The 14,627-nt window shown below is 70.8% G+C and carries 10 protein-coding genes; 3 read left to right on the top strand and 7 right to left on the bottom strand.

Annotated features, from left to right (window positions below):
• Window positions 1-111: 111 nt before the first annotated feature.
• Window positions 112-2,172 (bottom strand): PhoX family protein, encoded by a 2,061-nt coding sequence (locus tag ACFYQ5_RS01000; protein WP_389191196.1) that lies wholly within the window; start codon window positions 2,170-2,172, stop codon window positions 112-114.
• Between the two features lie 298 nt (window positions 2,173-2,470).
• On the opposite strand from ACFYQ5_RS01000, the gene ACFYQ5_RS00995 reads away from it, so the two are divergent.
• Window positions 2,471-4,066 (top strand): VWA domain-containing protein, encoded by a 1,596-nt coding sequence (locus ACFYQ5_RS00995; RefSeq protein WP_389191193.1) that lies wholly within the window; start codon window positions 2,471-2,473, stop codon window positions 4,064-4,066.
• On the opposite strand, the gene ACFYQ5_RS00990 is transcribed toward ACFYQ5_RS00995, so the two are convergent.
• Together ACFYQ5_RS00990 and ACFYQ5_RS00985 are read right to left on the bottom strand one after the other, a co-directional pair.
• Window positions 4,000-5,196 (bottom strand): sensor histidine kinase, encoded by a 1,197-nt coding sequence (locus ACFYQ5_RS00990; protein ID WP_389191928.1) that lies wholly within the window; start codon window positions 5,194-5,196, stop codon window positions 4,000-4,002. The genes ACFYQ5_RS00995 and ACFYQ5_RS00990 overlap by 67 nt on opposite strands.
• Before the next feature lie 62 nt (window positions 5,197-5,258).
• Window positions 5,259-5,912 carry a response regulator transcription factor gene (locus tag ACFYQ5_RS00985; RefSeq protein WP_351275230.1) on the bottom strand — a complete coding sequence of 218 codons (654 nt, stop codon included), beginning with the start codon at window positions 5,910-5,912 and terminating at the stop codon, window positions 5,259-5,261.
• 147 nt (window positions 5,913-6,059) lie between these two features.
• Between ACFYQ5_RS00985 and metG the strand changes: the two genes are divergently transcribed.
• Window positions 6,060-7,673 carry a methionine--tRNA ligase gene (metG, locus tag ACFYQ5_RS00980; protein WP_389191190.1) on the top strand — a complete coding sequence of 538 codons (1,614 nt, stop codon included), beginning with the start codon at window positions 6,060-6,062 and terminating at the stop codon, window positions 7,671-7,673.
• A gap of 66 nt (window positions 7,674-7,739) precedes the next feature.
• On the opposite strand, the gene ACFYQ5_RS00975 is transcribed toward metG, so the two are convergent.
• The 3 genes from ACFYQ5_RS00975 to aspS all read right to left on the bottom strand — a co-directional run bounded on the left by ACFYQ5_RS00975 (window position 7,740) and on the right by aspS (window position 11,184).
• Window positions 7,740-8,321 (bottom strand): Uma2 family endonuclease, encoded by a 582-nt coding sequence (locus ACFYQ5_RS00975; RefSeq protein ID WP_389191187.1) that lies wholly within the window; start codon window positions 8,319-8,321, stop codon window positions 7,740-7,742.
• Between the two features lie 67 nt (window positions 8,322-8,388).
• A complete protein-coding gene (locus tag ACFYQ5_RS00970) occupies window positions 8,389-9,150 on the bottom strand; it encodes a hypothetical protein (RefSeq protein WP_389191184.1) in 762 nt (253 codons plus the stop codon).
• 216 nt (window positions 9,151-9,366) lie between these two features.
• Complete coding sequence (aspS, locus tag ACFYQ5_RS00965) at window positions 9,367-11,184, bottom strand: aspartate--tRNA ligase (RefSeq protein WP_389191181.1); 1,818 nt, start codon at window positions 11,182-11,184, stop codon at window positions 9,367-9,369.
• 196 nt (window positions 11,185-11,380) lie between these two features.
• Between aspS and ACFYQ5_RS00960 the strand changes: the two genes are divergently transcribed.
• Window positions 11,381-13,507, top strand: coding sequence for a SpoIIE family protein phosphatase (locus ACFYQ5_RS00960; protein ID WP_389191178.1), 2,127 nt, complete (start codon window positions 11,381-11,383; stop codon window positions 13,505-13,507).
• Here ACFYQ5_RS00960 and ACFYQ5_RS00955 read toward each other — a convergent pair.
• Window positions 13,502-14,581, bottom strand: a complete 1,080-nt coding sequence (locus ACFYQ5_RS00955; protein ID WP_389191176.1) for an AI-2E family transporter — start codon at window positions 14,579-14,581, stop codon at window positions 13,502-13,504. The genes ACFYQ5_RS00960 and ACFYQ5_RS00955 overlap by 6 nt on opposite strands.
• Between the last annotated feature and the right edge of the window lie 46 nt (window positions 14,582-14,627).

Raw genomic sequence — 14,627 nt, 5'->3', positions numbered from 1 at the left:
CGACTCTAATCCGATGAGGCGCCACGGTGGGGTCAGGAGGCTGATGACCTCACCCCTCTCGTAGCTGTACAGCTCCCGCTCGCACAGCCCGCACGTGCGGGGCCGGGTGGCTCAGACGCCGATGTCGTTGCCGTCCTTGCGCCAGACGGCGACGACCGACGGGCGGACGATCCTGCCCGGCCCGTCCGGCCAGGTGCTCGCCGGCTTCTCGACGGAGGCGCCGTCGACCTCGCCCGGGTGCTGCACGGCCACCAGGACGCGGCGGTCCTGGATCACCGGGCCGCAGGTCTCCGCACCGGTCGGCACGGTCAGGAACTGCTTGAGCTCACCCCGCCGTTCGCCCTGCGTGGCGACGCCGAACAGGCCGTCGTGCGAACCGAGCTGGGCACCGTCCGTGGAGATCCACAGGTTGCCGTGGTCGTCGAAGGCCACGTTGTCCGGGCAGGAGATGGGGCTGACCTTATCCTTCGGGAACCCGGCGAAGTACGTCGCCGGGTCCTCCGGGTCGCCCGCGACGAGGAACAGCCGCCAGGCGAACCCGTCGCCCGCCGGGTCGTCCCAGTGCTCCGCGAGCTCCAGGATCTGACCGTGCTTGTTGGCGTTGCGCGGGTTGGCCTCGTCGGCGCCGGCCTTGCCCGCCTTGCCCCGGTCGGTGTTGTTGGTGAGGGCGACGTAGACCCGTCCGGTGCGCGGCGAGGGCTCGACGTCCTCGGGGCGGTCCATCTTCGTGGCGCCGACCTTGTCACCGGCCAGACGGGTGAAGACGTACACCTCCTCGGCCGTCATGCCGGGGACGTGCGAGGTGGTGCCCGTGGCGAGCGGGATCCAGACGCCGCTGCCGTCGAACTCGCCGTCGGAGGGGAGCTTGCCCGTGCCGTCGAACTCCGCGGCCGGGGAGTCGCCGGTCAGCTTGGCGACGTACAGCGTGCCCTCGTCCAGCAGCGTGAGGTTGTGCTCCCGGGCGGCCCGCGAGTTCCCCTTCTTCATCCGCTTGCTGGAGACGAACTTGTAGAAGTAGTCGAAGCGTTCGTCGTCGCCCATGTAGACGACGGGACGGCCGTCGGAGGTCAGCCGGGGCTGCGCCGCCTCGTGCTTGAACCGGCCGAGCGCGGTCCGCTTCCGGGGCGTGGAATCCGGGTCGTACGGGTCGAGTTCGACGACCCAGCCGAAGCGGTGCGCCTCGTTGGGCTCCTGCGCCAGGTCGAAACGCTTGTCGAACAGCTCCCACTTGCGCTCCGTCGCGGCGGTACCGATGCCGTAGCGCTTGTCGGTGTCGCTGGAGCCGTTGGCGAAGTACTGGTTGAAGTTCTCCTCGCCGTGCAGCGTGGTGCCCCACGGGGTGGTGCCGCCCGCACAGTTGTTGAGCGTGCCGAGCACCTTGCGGCCGGTGCGGTCGGCAGAGGTACGGAGCAACGGGCTGCCGGCGGCCGGGCCGGTGACCCTGAATTCGCTGGTCGCGGTGAGCCGGCGGTTCAACGGGTGCCGGTTGACCGGGCCGAGCGTGCCGGTGCGGTTCTCCTCCTGGACCACGACCACGGAGAGTCCGTGCGCGGCCCAGGCGATCTCGACCTGCTCACGGGTCGGGTTGGCCGGATCGTATCCACGGAACATCAGGATCTCGTCCGTGTACTCGTGGTTGGCGACCATCACCTGACGGCCGCGCTCACCACGGAGCGGGAGCAGGGAGAGGAAGTCGTTGTTGTAACCGAACTGGCCCGCCTGCGCCTTGGCGGACTGCTTGTCCGGGTCGAAGGCGGGAGCGCCGCGCAGGATCGGTTCGCCCCAGCGGATCACGACGTTCTGGCCGTAGCCCTCGGGAATCGTGACCTGGTCGTCCTTGTTGGGCGCGACGGCCGCGAAGCGCAGACCCCGGGCACCCGAAGGAGTGGGCTTCGGCTTGCCTCCCGGACGGCCCGCGAGCGGCGCCGCCTCGGCGCCGGCGGCCGCCGGACCGGCGAGAGCGGCCGTTCCGGCGGCGGCGGCCACGGTCACCACGGCGGCGGCGCGCATCATCGACCGGCGCGACAGGGCACCGGCGATGATGTCGCCGGCGTACTCGTTGTCGCTGGTGTTCGGGATCTCCTGGAAGCAGGCGTCACCGCAGCGATAGCGGCAGGTCAGCGCAGAGCGCCCGCCCGGATGCGAGCCGATGAGCGGCAGCAGATTGCGCACGTTTTCGTCCCTCCGTCTGTGTGTCACGCGTGACGGTAGGTGCGTATCCACGCCGCACGTGGGACTGCCGGTGAACAGAGGGTGAAGTCCAGGACACCGCTGCGCTCCCTGTCTGCCGGGCTCCGCCCAGGACTCGGTGACGACTCGGTTGGAGCTCGGTTGACTCAGGGGCGGGCCGCACCGCCGAACGGCCGGATCCGGCCGCTAACCTTACGTATCCGCCCTGGCCAGGGATCAATTCCCGCAGTACGGACATTTATCGCACCCACCTCATCAACTCATGCGAAAGGCCTCGCCCATGGGCATTCGGAGCTTGCTGCGCAAGGTGTTCGGCCGCACGGAGCAGGACGAGCCGACCACGGCCACCGTCCCGCCCCAGGCCGAGCGCACCCAGCCCACGGAGCCGGAGCCGGAGACCACTACTTCGGCGGCCGAGCCCGCAAAGGCCTCGGTACCGGCCCCTGCCTCCTCCTCGGACCGGGCCGCCGGTGCCGAGCACGACAGTGGACAGGCTTCGGACCTGGTGGCGGCGGCCTTCGACAAGGCGGACACGACGTCGGCGGCCACGCCGACCGCCGCGCCCGCGCCCGCGCCCGCGCCGAGGGTTCCGGCTCAGGGGTCGGGCCCTGACGCGAAGTCGGCTGCGGAGACCGAGCCGGCCGCCGCGATCACGATCGACATCGACCCGGAGCCGGAGCCGGAGGCCGTGGTCGAGACGGCCCCTGAGGTCGCGCCCGAGAAGCCTGAGGCGCCCGAGGCTGCGGCCGAACCGGCCGCGTCTGTCGCGGCGTCACCCTCGGCCGAGGAGCCTGCGGCTGCCGAGACACCCGTTGCCGAGGCACCTGCCGACGAGGCTGCGGCGGAGGCGGTACCCGAGCCCGCCGCCATCGAGGAGCCGTCGGCCGAGAAGCCCGTCACCGCCGAGCCGGAGGCCGAGGCCGCGCCGGAGCCCGTGGCCGCCGCCGCCGAGCCGGTCGCCGCCGAGCCCGAGCCGGAAGCTGCGCCCGAGCCCGAGCCGGTCGCCGCCGAGGCCGCGCCGGAGCCGGAGGCTGCGCCCGAGGCACCGGAGGCCGAGCCTGTGGCCGCCGCAGCCGAGCCGGTCACCCCCGAGCCCGAGCCGGAGGCTGCGCCCGAGGCACCGGAGGCCGAGCCGGCCGCCGCCGAGACCGCGCCGGAGCCCGTGGCCGCCGTCGCACCCGCCGGCAAGCCCGCCGTCACCCTCGCCCGGGTCAAGGCCGCCGCGCCCGCCCTCGTCGCCCCGTACAAGGCCGCTCAGGCCGGGCTCAAGGCACACGGGCTGACCGGGCTGCGGGCCACCGTGTACCTGGTGCTCGACCGGTCCGGGTCCATGCGGCCGTTCTACAAGGACGGCAGCGCCCAGCACCTCGGCGACCGCACCCTCGCGCTCGCCGCGCACCTGGACGCGAACGCCACCGTGCCCGTCGTCTTCTTCTCGACCGACATCGACGGCACCGGGGCGATCGACCTCACCGCCCACGAGGGCCGGATCGACGAGCTGCACGCGGGCCTCGGCCGCCTGGGCCGCACGAACTACCACCGCGCCGTCGAGGAGATCGTCGCGCACTACGAGAAGTCCGGGGCCACCGGCCCGGCGCTGGTGATCTTCCAGACGGACGGCGCCCCGGACGCCAAGGTGGCGGCCAAGCAGGCGCTGGCGGACGCGGCACGGCTGCCGCTGTTCTTCCAGTTCGTCGCGTTCGGCGACGAGGACGCGAAGGGCTTCGACTTCCTGCGCAGGCTGGACGTCGAGAACGCCGGGTTCTTCCACGCGGGCCCCGCCCCGCGCGAGGTGCCCGACGCGACGTTCTACCGGGAGGTGCTCGCCGGACTGCCCGCCTGGGCCAAGGCCCGCGGAGTCGTCACGGAGGACTGATCCACCGGCAGCCGTACGGTCACGGCGAGCCCGCCCTCCGGGCCGGGCACCGCCGTGGCCGTACCGCCATGGGCCCAGGCGATAGAACGTACGATCGACAATCCGAGCCCCGAGCCCTGCCCCATCCGGTCCCGCCCCTCCCCGCGCCGGAACGGCTGGAAGAATCCGGCGATGTCCTCCTCGGCCACCACCGGGCCGGTGTTGCGGACCTCCAGGGCCCCGTCCGCCGACAGTGACACCCCCACCCGGCCGCCGGGCACGTTGTACCGCACCGCGTTGGACAGCAGATTCGCCACCAGCTGCGCGAGCAGCTGACGGTTCCCCCGTACGACGCACGGCTCGGCAGCGACCGTGACCTCCGGGCGGGACACCACCGCCCGCTCCGTCGCCGCCAGGGGCCGGGCCGTCTCCTCCGCCACCACCTGCGCCAGGTCGACCTCGGTGCGCTCGCCCCTCGCCAGCCCCCGTTCGCTGCGCGCCAGCACCAGCAGCCCCTCGATGAGCCGCTCGCTGCGCCGGTTGTTGTCCAGCAGCGTCTGCCTGGTCCGTACGAGGTCTTCCGGCGAGGGATCGTCGAGACCCACCTGGATCGCCGCCCGCTGGGTGGCCAGCGGGGTCCGCAGCTCGTGCGAGGCGTTGGCGATGAACCGCCGCTGACTGTCGAAGGCCCTCTCCAGCCGCGCCAGCAGCGCGTCGAGCGTCTCGCCCAGCTCCTTCAGCTCGTCGTCGGGTCCGCTGGACGCGATCCGCTCATGCAGGGTGTGCTCGGAGAGCCGTCGCGCCTTCGCCGTCATCGCGTGGACGGGCCGCAGCACCCGCCCCGCGGTCCACCAGCCCACGCCGACCGCGCACCCCGTCATGACGAGCAGCGCGGCGACCGACCAGTACAGGAGTTCCCTGCTCGCGGCGTCGCTGACATCGTCGGTGACGTCGTAGACCGTGGGCGGGCCGAGGCGGCCCCTCTCGTGCAGGGGACCGTTGACCGCGAAGCCCGGCTGGGCCAGCGCGGCGGACGTGGCGATGGCCCGCGCCTGCGAGTCCGTGCCGGCGCGCGACGCCAGATTGACCGTGGCGAGCAGCCCCGTGCCGAGGATCAGGAAGACCCCGCCGTACACGAGGGCGATCCGCATCCGGATCGTCGAGTGCCGGACCTGCGCCGTTCCGGTCGCCCGCACCAGCTTCAGCAGCCGGCTCACAGGGCGTACCCGACGCCCTGCACGGTGCGGATCAGCGCCGGTTCCCCCAGCTTGGCGCGGAGCTTGCTCATGCAGACGCGGACGGCGCCCGTGAAGGGGTCGGCGTTGGCGTCCCAGGCCCGCTCCAGCAGTTCCTCGGCGCTGACCGTGCCGCCGTCGGCCTCCAGCAGGAGCTGCAGCACGGTGAACTCCTTCGGCGACAGATCCAGCTCCCGCCCGTCCCTGGTGGCGGCCCGGCGCACACTGTCCAGCCGGATGCCGTGCCGCTCCAGCTGCGGCGGCACGGGCCGGGCGCTGCGCCGCCGCAGGGCACGCACCCGGGACACCAGCTCGGGGAACTCGAAGGGCTTGCTCACGTAGTCGTCGGCGCCGAGGTCGAGCCCCTCCACCCGGTCCTCCATGGTCCCGGACGCGGTGAGCATCAGGATCCTGGTCCGGGAGCCGGCGGACACGAGCCGGCGGGCCACGTCGTCGCCGTGCACCCGGGGAAGATCACGGTCCAGGACGACCACGTCGTAGTCGTGCAGCCCCAGGTAGGCGAGCGCGGCGTCCCCGCTGTACACGGTGTCGACGGCGAATCCGGCCCGCCGCAGCCCCGTCGCCACCAGCTCGGCCAAGATCTCCTCGTCCTCGGCGACCAGTACCCGCATCGTGTTGTCCCCTGCCTCGTGCACGCGTGCCCACTCCTCCCAGGATGCGTCTTTGGTACGGGAAAGCATGTTTCGCAAAGCTCTCCAGGGCCGGGGGCTCCGTTATCGATGTGAGTGGATCTCCCACGGACCGTTAGGATTTCGACCATGGCGGCCACTGGATCCGAGAAGCAAGGGGGCGACGGCGTGAAGAGTTTCTACGTATCGACCCCCATTTACTACGTCAACGACGCTCCTCACCTGGGGCACGCCTATACGACCGTCGCAGGCGACGTGCTCACTCGCTGGCACCGCCAGCGCGGCGAGAAGGTGTGGTATCTCACCGGCACGGACGAGCACGGTCAGAAGATCCTGCGCACGGCCGAGGCGAACGACGTGACGCCCCAGGCCTGGTGCGACAAGCTCGTCGAGGAGGCCTGGAAGCCCCTCTGGGAGCACCTGAACATCGCGAACGACGACTTCATCCGTACGACGGAGAAGCGGCACACGGACCGTGTGCAGGAGTTCGTGCAGGACCTGTACGACAAGGACCAGATCTACAAGGGCGGGTACGAAGGCCCGTACTGCGTGGGCTGCGAGGAGTACAAGCTCCCCGGGGACCTGGTCGAGGCCGAGGACGGCACCAAGCTGTGCCCGATCCACAAGAAGCCGGTGGAGCTCCTCAAGGAGGAGAACTACTTCTTCAAGCTGAGTGAGTACGGCCCGAAGCTCATGGAGTTCTACGCGGCCAACCCGGGCTTCATCCAGCCCGAGTCCGCCCGCAACGAGATCGTGAACTTCGTCAAGCAGGGTCTGCAGGACCTCTCGATCTCGCGCTCCACCTTCGACTGGGGCGTCCCGGTCCCGTGGGACCCGAAGCACGTCATCTACGTGTGGATCGACGCGCTGCTCAACTACGCGACGGCGGTCGGCTACGGCGCCAACCAGGAGAAGTTCGACGGCACCTTCCCGGCGGACGTGCACCTGATCGGCAAGGACATCCTGCGCTTCCACTCGGTCATCTGGCCGGCCATGCTGATGGCGCAGGGCCTGCCGCTGCCCGGCAAGGTCGTCGCCAACGGCTGGCTGATGGTCGGCGGCGAGAAGATGTCCAAGTCGAACCTGACGGGCATCAAGCCGCAGGACCTGACCTCGCACTTCGGCGTGGACGCGTACCGCTGGTACTTCCTGCGGGCCATCGCGTACGGCAGCGACGGCTCGTTCTCCTGGGAGGACTTCAGCGCCCGCTACACCTCGGAGCTCGCCAACGACTACGGCAACCTCGCCTCGCGGGTGGCGGCCATGGTCGGCAAGTACTTCGGCGGCGCGCTCCCGGAGGCCACGGCTGCCGGTGACGCCGAGCGGGCGGTCCAGGAGGGCCTGGCACAGGCAGTCGCCACGGCCGATGTGAAGATCGGCGAGGATCTGGACTTCCAGGGCGGCATCCTGGCGGTCTTCGACTTCGTGAAGCAGGTCAACGGCTACATCACGGAGCAGGAGCCCTGGAAGGTCGCCAAGGACACGTCGCCGGAGGGACAGGCCCGCCTCGCGACCATCCTGTACACGGCGGCCGACTCGCTGCGCGGAGTCGCGGTCCTGCTGAACGCCGTGATGCCGGACACCTCGCAGAAGCTGTGGGAGTCCCTGGGCGCCGAGGCGTCCCTGGGTGCCCTCGCCGACCAGCCGGTGCAGGACGCGGGCCGCTGGGGCCAGCTGCCCGTGGGCGCGACGGTGACGAAGGGCGCGGTGCTGTTCCCGCGTCTGGAGGAGAAGTCCGCGTAAGCGGTGTACGCGGCGAAGGAGCCCGGACCCCGACACATCGGGGCCCGGGCTCCTTCGCGTGACGCGTCAGCGCGTCCAGTTCTTGAGCGGCTCGGTGTCGAGATCGATCCCCACCGGGTCGGGGAGCGTCACGGTCTTGCCGTACGGCACGGTGACCACCTGCTCGTACCGCACGCCGTCGGGCTGCGAGTGGACCTTCACCTCGCAGGTGTCCCGGTCGATCAGCAGGTACACGGGGATGCCGGTCTCGGCGTACGCGCGCGGCTTGTCGACGCGGTCACGGCGGTCCGTGTCCTCGTCGTACGACGTCACCTCGACCACCATGAGAACGCCGTCCGGGTCGGCCCATTCGCCCTGGCCGGCGAATGTCTCCATGGGTGCGAGAGAAGCGTCCGGCCGGGCGTTGCCCCTGCGGTAGGAATCGATACGCAGTCCCTGCTCGCCGAAAAGCCAGCGGCTCGGATCCGCCTGCATGCAGATCTGCGTCAGCCAGGCGATGATCCGCCCGTGATCCCCGTCCGGCACAGCCTTGACCCCCAGTTTCCCGTTCACGAATTCCAGCCGCAGCGCTTCCTCCGCGCGTATGGCGTGACGGGCCAGATCCTCGAACACGTCCTGGGTCAGCACGGAGTCCTCAACAACGGTCATGGCAGCCTCCTCGGGAACTGGGCGACGGATCCAGCCTACGGGCACGTATCCACGCGTGTTCCGCGTTTCACCGGGCCAACGACGCCGCGTCCCCCATCACGATCACCGGCTGCTTCGCGGGATCGAGCGTGAGCAGGAGCTCGCGCATGCGGTCCTCCGTCAGCGAGACGCAGCCCTGGGTGGGGCCGCCGTGGTCCACGTGGATCCAGATGCCGCCGCCCCTCTCCCCGCCGAGCGGTCGGGTGCGGTCCAGGGGGCTCGTGCCCGGGGTCCGGTTGTAGTTGATGGCGACGACATGGTCGAAGGAGCCTTCGAGGGGCTCCCCCAGGAAGCCCTCGCCGGTCACCGAGAAGCGGTGCTCTTCGTCGTACGGGAGCAGCGCCCCCGGGTCGGGCAGCCGGCCGCCCGCGTCAGTGAGGCCGAAGACTCCGACGGGGGACCGGAGGTCGTCCGCGAGATGGTGGTCCGTCCAGCCCCGCATGCCGTTGTGGGCGGGCCAGGGGCCCTCCCGGGGTCTCCAGCCGAGAGCGGGGTCGTCGAAGCTGTGGAGCACGACCGTGGAGCGGTTGGAGTCGGGACCCTCCCCGGTCACCACGACGGCCTGCCGAGCCGTGGCGGGGATCTGCGCCCGGGTCTCAGGGCCCAGCCCCGGAATCTCCGTGGGGCTGCGGAGGGGTTCCGCGGTGCGGGACTGCATGGCGGAGGCCCCGGGGCCGTCGGCGCCTCGGGGCGCCGACGGTTCGGTGGTCTGCACCGCCCCGGCGGAACAGCCGATGACCAGCAGGAACAGGACGACGAGCAGGACGTACGGGCGACGAGGCACGAACACGGGCGGAACTCCTCGGTGGGGGTCGGACGAGCACTTCCCGTGCCAGTCTTTTCCGCGCCCGACTGCGCCGAACCGGAACCGGGGCCATCCGGATGTACCCGGCCCGGCGGGTACGGAGGCGCGGAATTCCCCCTGTCCACCCGTACGCAAAGAAAACAGTCCCCGGCCGGGCGGCCGGGGACTGTTTCACGTGGAACCGAAGCGGAACGAGGGTGCCTACTTAGCGCCGGTGTCCCGCGCGACCGAGTCCTTGGCCTCCGCCTTGTCCTTCGGCGTCGCGACGGGCTTGCGGAGCTGGATGTTCAGCTCGCGCAGGCGGGTCTCGTCCAGCTCGCTCGGGGCGCCCATCATCAGGTCCTGGGCGTTGCCGTTGAGCGGGAAGGCGATCGTCTCGCGGATGTTGGGCTCGTCGGCCAGCAGCATCACGATGCGGTCGACGCCCGGGGCGATGCCGCCGTGCGGCGGGGCGCCGAGGCGGAACGCGCGCAGCATGCCCGCGAACTCCCTCTCCACGGTCTCCGCCTCGTAGCCGGCGATCGCGAAGGCCTTCAGCATGACCTCGGGCTCGTGGTTACGGATGGCGCCGGAGGAAAGCTCGATGCCGTTGCAGACGATGTCGTACTGCCACGCCAGGATGTCGAGCGGGTCCTTCTCCTCCAGGTCCTTCATGCCGCCCTGAGGCATGGAGAACGGGTTGTGCGAGAAGTCGATCTTGCCGGTGTCCTCGTCCTTCTCGTACATCGGGAAGTCGACGATCCAGCAGAAGCGGAAGACGCCCTCCTCGAAGTGGCCGGCGCGCTTGGCGGCCTCGACGCGGACGACGGACATGATCTTGGAGACCTCGTCGAACTCACCCGCACCGAAGAAGACGGCGTGGCCGGGGACGAGGGACAGACGCTCGGTGAGGGTCTTGATGTCCGTCTCGGTGAGGAACTTGGCGATCGGGCCCGCCAGCGTGCCGTCCTCGCCGACGCGGACCCAGGCGAGGCCCTTGGCGCCGTGCTCGACCGCGTACGCGCCGAGGCCGTCGAAGAACTTACGGGACTGGCCCGCGGTGTCCGGCACCGGAAGGGCGCGGACGTGCTTGCCGGCGAAGGCCTTGAACTCCGAGTCCGCGAAGATGTCGGAGATGTCGACCAGTTCCAGCTGGGCGCGCAGGTCCGGCTTGTCGTTGCCGTACTTCAGCATCGACTCGCGGAACGGGATGCGCGGGAACGGCGAGGTCACGTGGCGGCCGTTGCCGAACTCCTCGAAGAGCTCGGTCATGAGCTTCTCGATCGGCTGGAAGACGTCCTCCTGCTCGACGAACGACATCTCGACGTCGAGCTGGTAGAACTCGCCGGGCGAGCGGTCGGCGCGGGCGTCCTCGTCGCGGAAACACGGCGCGATCTGGAAGTAGCGGTCGAAGCCGGAGATCATCAGCAGCTGCTTGAACTGCTGCGGCGCCTGCGGAAGGGCGTAGAACTTGCCCGGGTTCAAGCGGGACGGGACCACGAAGTCACGGGCGCCCTCGGGGGACGTCGCGGCGAGGATCGGGGTCGCCATCTCGTTGAAGCCGAGGGCCACCATCTTGGAGCGGATCGAGGCGATGACGGACGAGCGCAGCATGATGTTGCGGTGCATGCGCTCGCGGCGCAGGTCGAGGAAGCGGTACTCCAGGCGCCGCTCCTCGTTGACCCCGTCCTCGGTGTTGATCGTGAAGGGCAGCGGGGCGGCCTCGCCCAGCACCTCGACCTCGCTGACCTCGATCTCGATCTCACCGGTCGGGAGCTCGGGGTTGACGTTGTCGGCGCCGCGCGCGGAGACCTTGCCGTCGATCCGGACGACGGTCTCCTTGGTCAGCTTCGCCAGGGCCTCGTTGCCGGGGGTGCCCGGGCGGGCGACGAGCTGCACCAGACCGTAGTGGTCGCGCAGATCGATGAAGAGGATGCCACCCAGGTCTCGGCGATTGTGCAGCCAGCCGCTCAGCCGGACGTCGGTGCCGACGTCAGAGGCGCGGAGCTCGCCGCAGGTGTGGGACCTGTACCGATGCATCGTCGTTCATCCAGTCTTCGCGGTTCGGGGTGGATTGACACCCCAGGCTACCGCCCGTGGCCGTACCGCTTCATTGGCATGGTCGCCGCACGGCTGTCCGAGAGCCGCCCGACGGCACCTGAGGGCGGCTGGGGGCGGCTGCCGGGCGACGTCCCTTCGGTGGCGGCCAGGAAGAACATCTTCCTAAAGTGGGGCAATGCGCACCGAGGAGATCCTGGCTGCGATCGGGACCGGCCTGTGGAGCTGGGACAGCTCATCGGGCATGGTCACGTTCGACGCCGAGGCGGCACGGCTGGTGGGGCTGCCCGCCGAGGCCACGGTCCGCTCCGGCGAGGAGGTGCGCCCCCGCTTCCACCCGGCCGACTGGAACGAGATCGACGGCATCGTGAACTTCGCGATCGCCGAGGACACGGTGGCCGAGGCCAGGATGCGGATCATGGACGAGGACGGCTCGGTCATACGCACGGTGCGCACCCGCTCCAAGCCGGTCCCGCTGGACACCCCGGGCCGCCACACGTACGTACTGGTGGGCATCCTCCAGGAGGTCGCCCAGCCTCCGGACGCCAATGCGGCGCAGACGCCGCTCACCGGCGACTGGCGGCGGTCGCGCGAGGCGTTCCTGCTGGACGCGGGGCGGGCGCTGGCCGAGGCCGGGTCCACCGAGGAGGTCCTGCGGGTCGCCGCTTCGCTCTCCATGCCCGGTTTCTCACCGAACGGGCTCGCGGTCTTCGGGGTCTCGGGCGGTCGGCTGACGGTCATCGGGCACCACGGGCACAACGTCGGCGACGAGAAGCCGTTCACCGACATGCCCCTGGAGACCGACTATCCGGCCGCCGAGGTCGTACGGACCGGCCAGGCGATCTACCTCGAGTCGCCCGAGGAGTACCGGCGCCGCTTCCCTGCCGCCTGGCCCCTCGCCGTGGAGTTCGGGCGCCGGTCCTGGGCCTTTCTGCCGCTGATCTCGTCCGGGCACACCATGGGCGCCTGGATGGCCGGGTTCCGGCACAACGTGGCCTTCTCGCCGGACGAGCGCTCCGTGCTGGCGACGGTGGCCAGGATGCTGGCCCAGGCACTGACCCGGGCGGGGGCGGCCGACAACGAGCGCGAGCTGTCGCTGGGCCTCCAGAAGGCGATGAGGCCGTCCCTCGGCCCCGGCGTCCCCGGCCTGACGGTGGCGGCCCGCTACATCCCGACGGGAGGAGGGCTCGAGATCGGGGGCGACTGGTACGACATGATCCCGCTTCCCAACGGCCGTATCGCCCTCGTCATCGGCGACGTACAGGGCCACGACGTGCGGGCGGCCGGCCTGATGGGCCAGCTCCGGATCGCCCTGCACGCGTACGCCGCCGAGGGGCACCGCCCCGACGCGGTGCTCTCCCGGGCCTCGCGCTTCCTGGCCGGGCTGGCGGAGACGTACGGCCTCACCGACGGCGAGGACCCGTCCGACGAGACGCGCTTCGCGACCTGTCTCTACGCGGAGGCCGACCCCGAGACCGGCACACTCGACGTCGCCCGGGCGGGTCACCCGGACCCGGTGGTGATCAGCGTCGACGGCACCGCGGTGATCCGGCAGACCGCCGGAGGGCTGCCCCTGGGCGTCGAGAAGGACGCCGACTACCCGACGACACGCGTCGTCCTGGGCCCCGGCGAGACGATCATGCTGTGCACGGACGGGCTCATCGAGACCGGCGGACACGACTTGGCCACCGGATGGACCAGGCTCAGGCCCGTCCTGGAGAAGCCCGTCGACGACCTGGAAGAACTCGCGGACGCCCTCGTACAGGCGGTGCACGGTCCGGGCTCGCACTACACGACCGGGCCGCTGGCGGACCACCGTGAGGACGACATCGCGGTCCTGGTGCTGCGCCGCGAGGCCGTCCGGACGCGCAGGACCCCGAGAAGGCGCTCGGCCATGACCATCGCCCAGGCGGAGCCCGAGCGGATCGCGGCCGCCCGGCAGCAGCTCCGGGAGCTGCTGCACGACTGGGCGGACCCGGAACAGATCGACGCCGCGGAGCTGATGGTCTCCGAGATGTCCACGAACGTGCTCGTCCACACGGACGGGGACGCGCTGCTCATGGCCGAGGTGACGGGTGAGCGGGGCGAGCGGCGGCTGCGCGTCGAGGTGGCCGACACCAGCGACGAGCTGCCGCACAAGCGGCGGCCGGGGGAGATGGCGTCGAGCGGCCGCGGGCTGGTGCTGATGGAGATGCTCGCCGACGTCTGGGGGGTGGACCCCAGGGGCGAGGGGAAGTCGATCTGGTTCGAGCTGTACGAGTCGGCGGAGCCGGCGGAACTCGCCGTCGGCTCCGCCGGCTCATGAGCTCTCCGGTACCGCCGGTCCCTCACCGTCGGAGGCCTCGTACCCCCTGCGCAGCTCGCCGATCACCCCGAACACCGCGGCGCACAGCGGCACCGCCAGCAGCATGCCCAGCAGCCCCGCGACGCTCGCCCCCGCGGTCAGCGCGATCATGATCATGGCGGGGTGCATCTGGACCGTACGGCTCTGGATGACCGGCTGGAGCACGTGCCCCTCCAGCACCTGCACGGCGATCACCACGCCCAGCGTCCAGAGCGCGATCGCGAGGCCCCGGTCCGCGAGCGCGACCAGCACGGCGACGGCACCGGAGATGAAGGCCCCGAGGTACGGGATGTAGGCGCCGACGAAGACCAGCGCGCCCAGTCCCACCGCCCCCGGCACCCCCAGGATCAGCAGACCCACCGTGATGCACAGCGCGTCGATCAGGGCGATGAACGTGGTGCCGCGCATGAACCCCTCGACGGCTTCGAAAGCCCTGCGCCCCATGGCCTCCACGAGGTCACCCGCCCCGCGCGGGGCGACCGTGTGGGCCAGATGGACGGCGCGGTCGGAGTCCCGCAGGAAGAAGAACGTCAGCAGCAGGGCCAGGACGGCGGTGGTCACGAGCGATCCGATGAGACTGATCCCGGTGAGCAGTCCACCCGCCGCGCTCGCGCCGAACTTCTCGACGAGGTTCTTGGCGTTCTCCGCCAGGTCGTCCACATCGGCGGCACCCGCGATGTCGAAGTGGTCGATGACCCACTGCGCGGCGTCCTTCAGCGAGGCCACGATCTGGTCGCCGCTGTCGACGAGGGCGGTGACGACGATGTATCCGGCACCGCCGACCACCGCGACGAGCGCGGCGCAGGTGAGTCCGGCCGCCACCGACCTGTTCACCTTGTGGGCGGCCAGCCAGCGGTGGACGGGGCCGAGGAGCGCCGTACCGAGCAGGGCCAGCAGGACCGGGGTGACCGCGGTCTTGAGCACGACGCACAGCCAGACGGCCACCGCCACGACACCGGCGACCAGCAGCAGGACTCCGCACCATGCGGCCGTCCGCCGTGCGACGTCGGGCAGGAGGGGCTTGCGGGTAGGCACCGTTCCACCCGATCACGGCCGAGGAGCGGTGTCCCTTCCGCACGGG

Origin of the sequence: Streptomyces sp. NPDC005794, from assembly GCF_042871445.1 — a bacterium.
Taxonomy (GTDB): Bacteria; Actinomycetota; Actinomycetes; order Streptomycetales; family Streptomycetaceae; genus Streptomyces.
Note: the sequence above shows the minus strand (reverse complement) of the source record. Positions and strands in the feature narration are given on the sequence as shown.

Coding starts and splice junctions, on each gene's coding strand:
- metG (WP_389191190.1), top strand. CDS start 6,060: ATGGCGGCCACTGGATCCGAGAAGCAAGGGGGCGACGGCGTGAAGAGT.
- ACFYQ5_RS00985 (WP_351275230.1), bottom strand. CDS start 5,912: ATGCGGGTACTGGTCGCCGAGGACGAGGAGATCTTGGCCGAGCTGGTG.
- ACFYQ5_RS00990 (WP_389191928.1), bottom strand. CDS start 5,196: ATGCGGATCGCCCTCGTGTACGGCGGGGTCTTCCTGATCCTCGGCACG.
- ACFYQ5_RS00995 (WP_389191193.1), top strand. CDS start 2,471: ATGGGCATTCGGAGCTTGCTGCGCAAGGTGTTCGGCCGCACGGAGCAG.
- ACFYQ5_RS00960 (WP_389191178.1), top strand. CDS start 11,381: ATGCGCACCGAGGAGATCCTGGCTGCGATCGGGACCGGCCTGTGGAGC.
- aspS (WP_389191181.1), bottom strand. CDS start 11,184: ATGCATCGGTACAGGTCCCACACCTGCGGCGAGCTCCGCGCCTCTGAC.
- ACFYQ5_RS00975 (WP_389191187.1), bottom strand. CDS start 8,321: ATGACCGTTGTTGAGGACTCCGTGCTGACCCAGGACGTGTTCGAGGAT.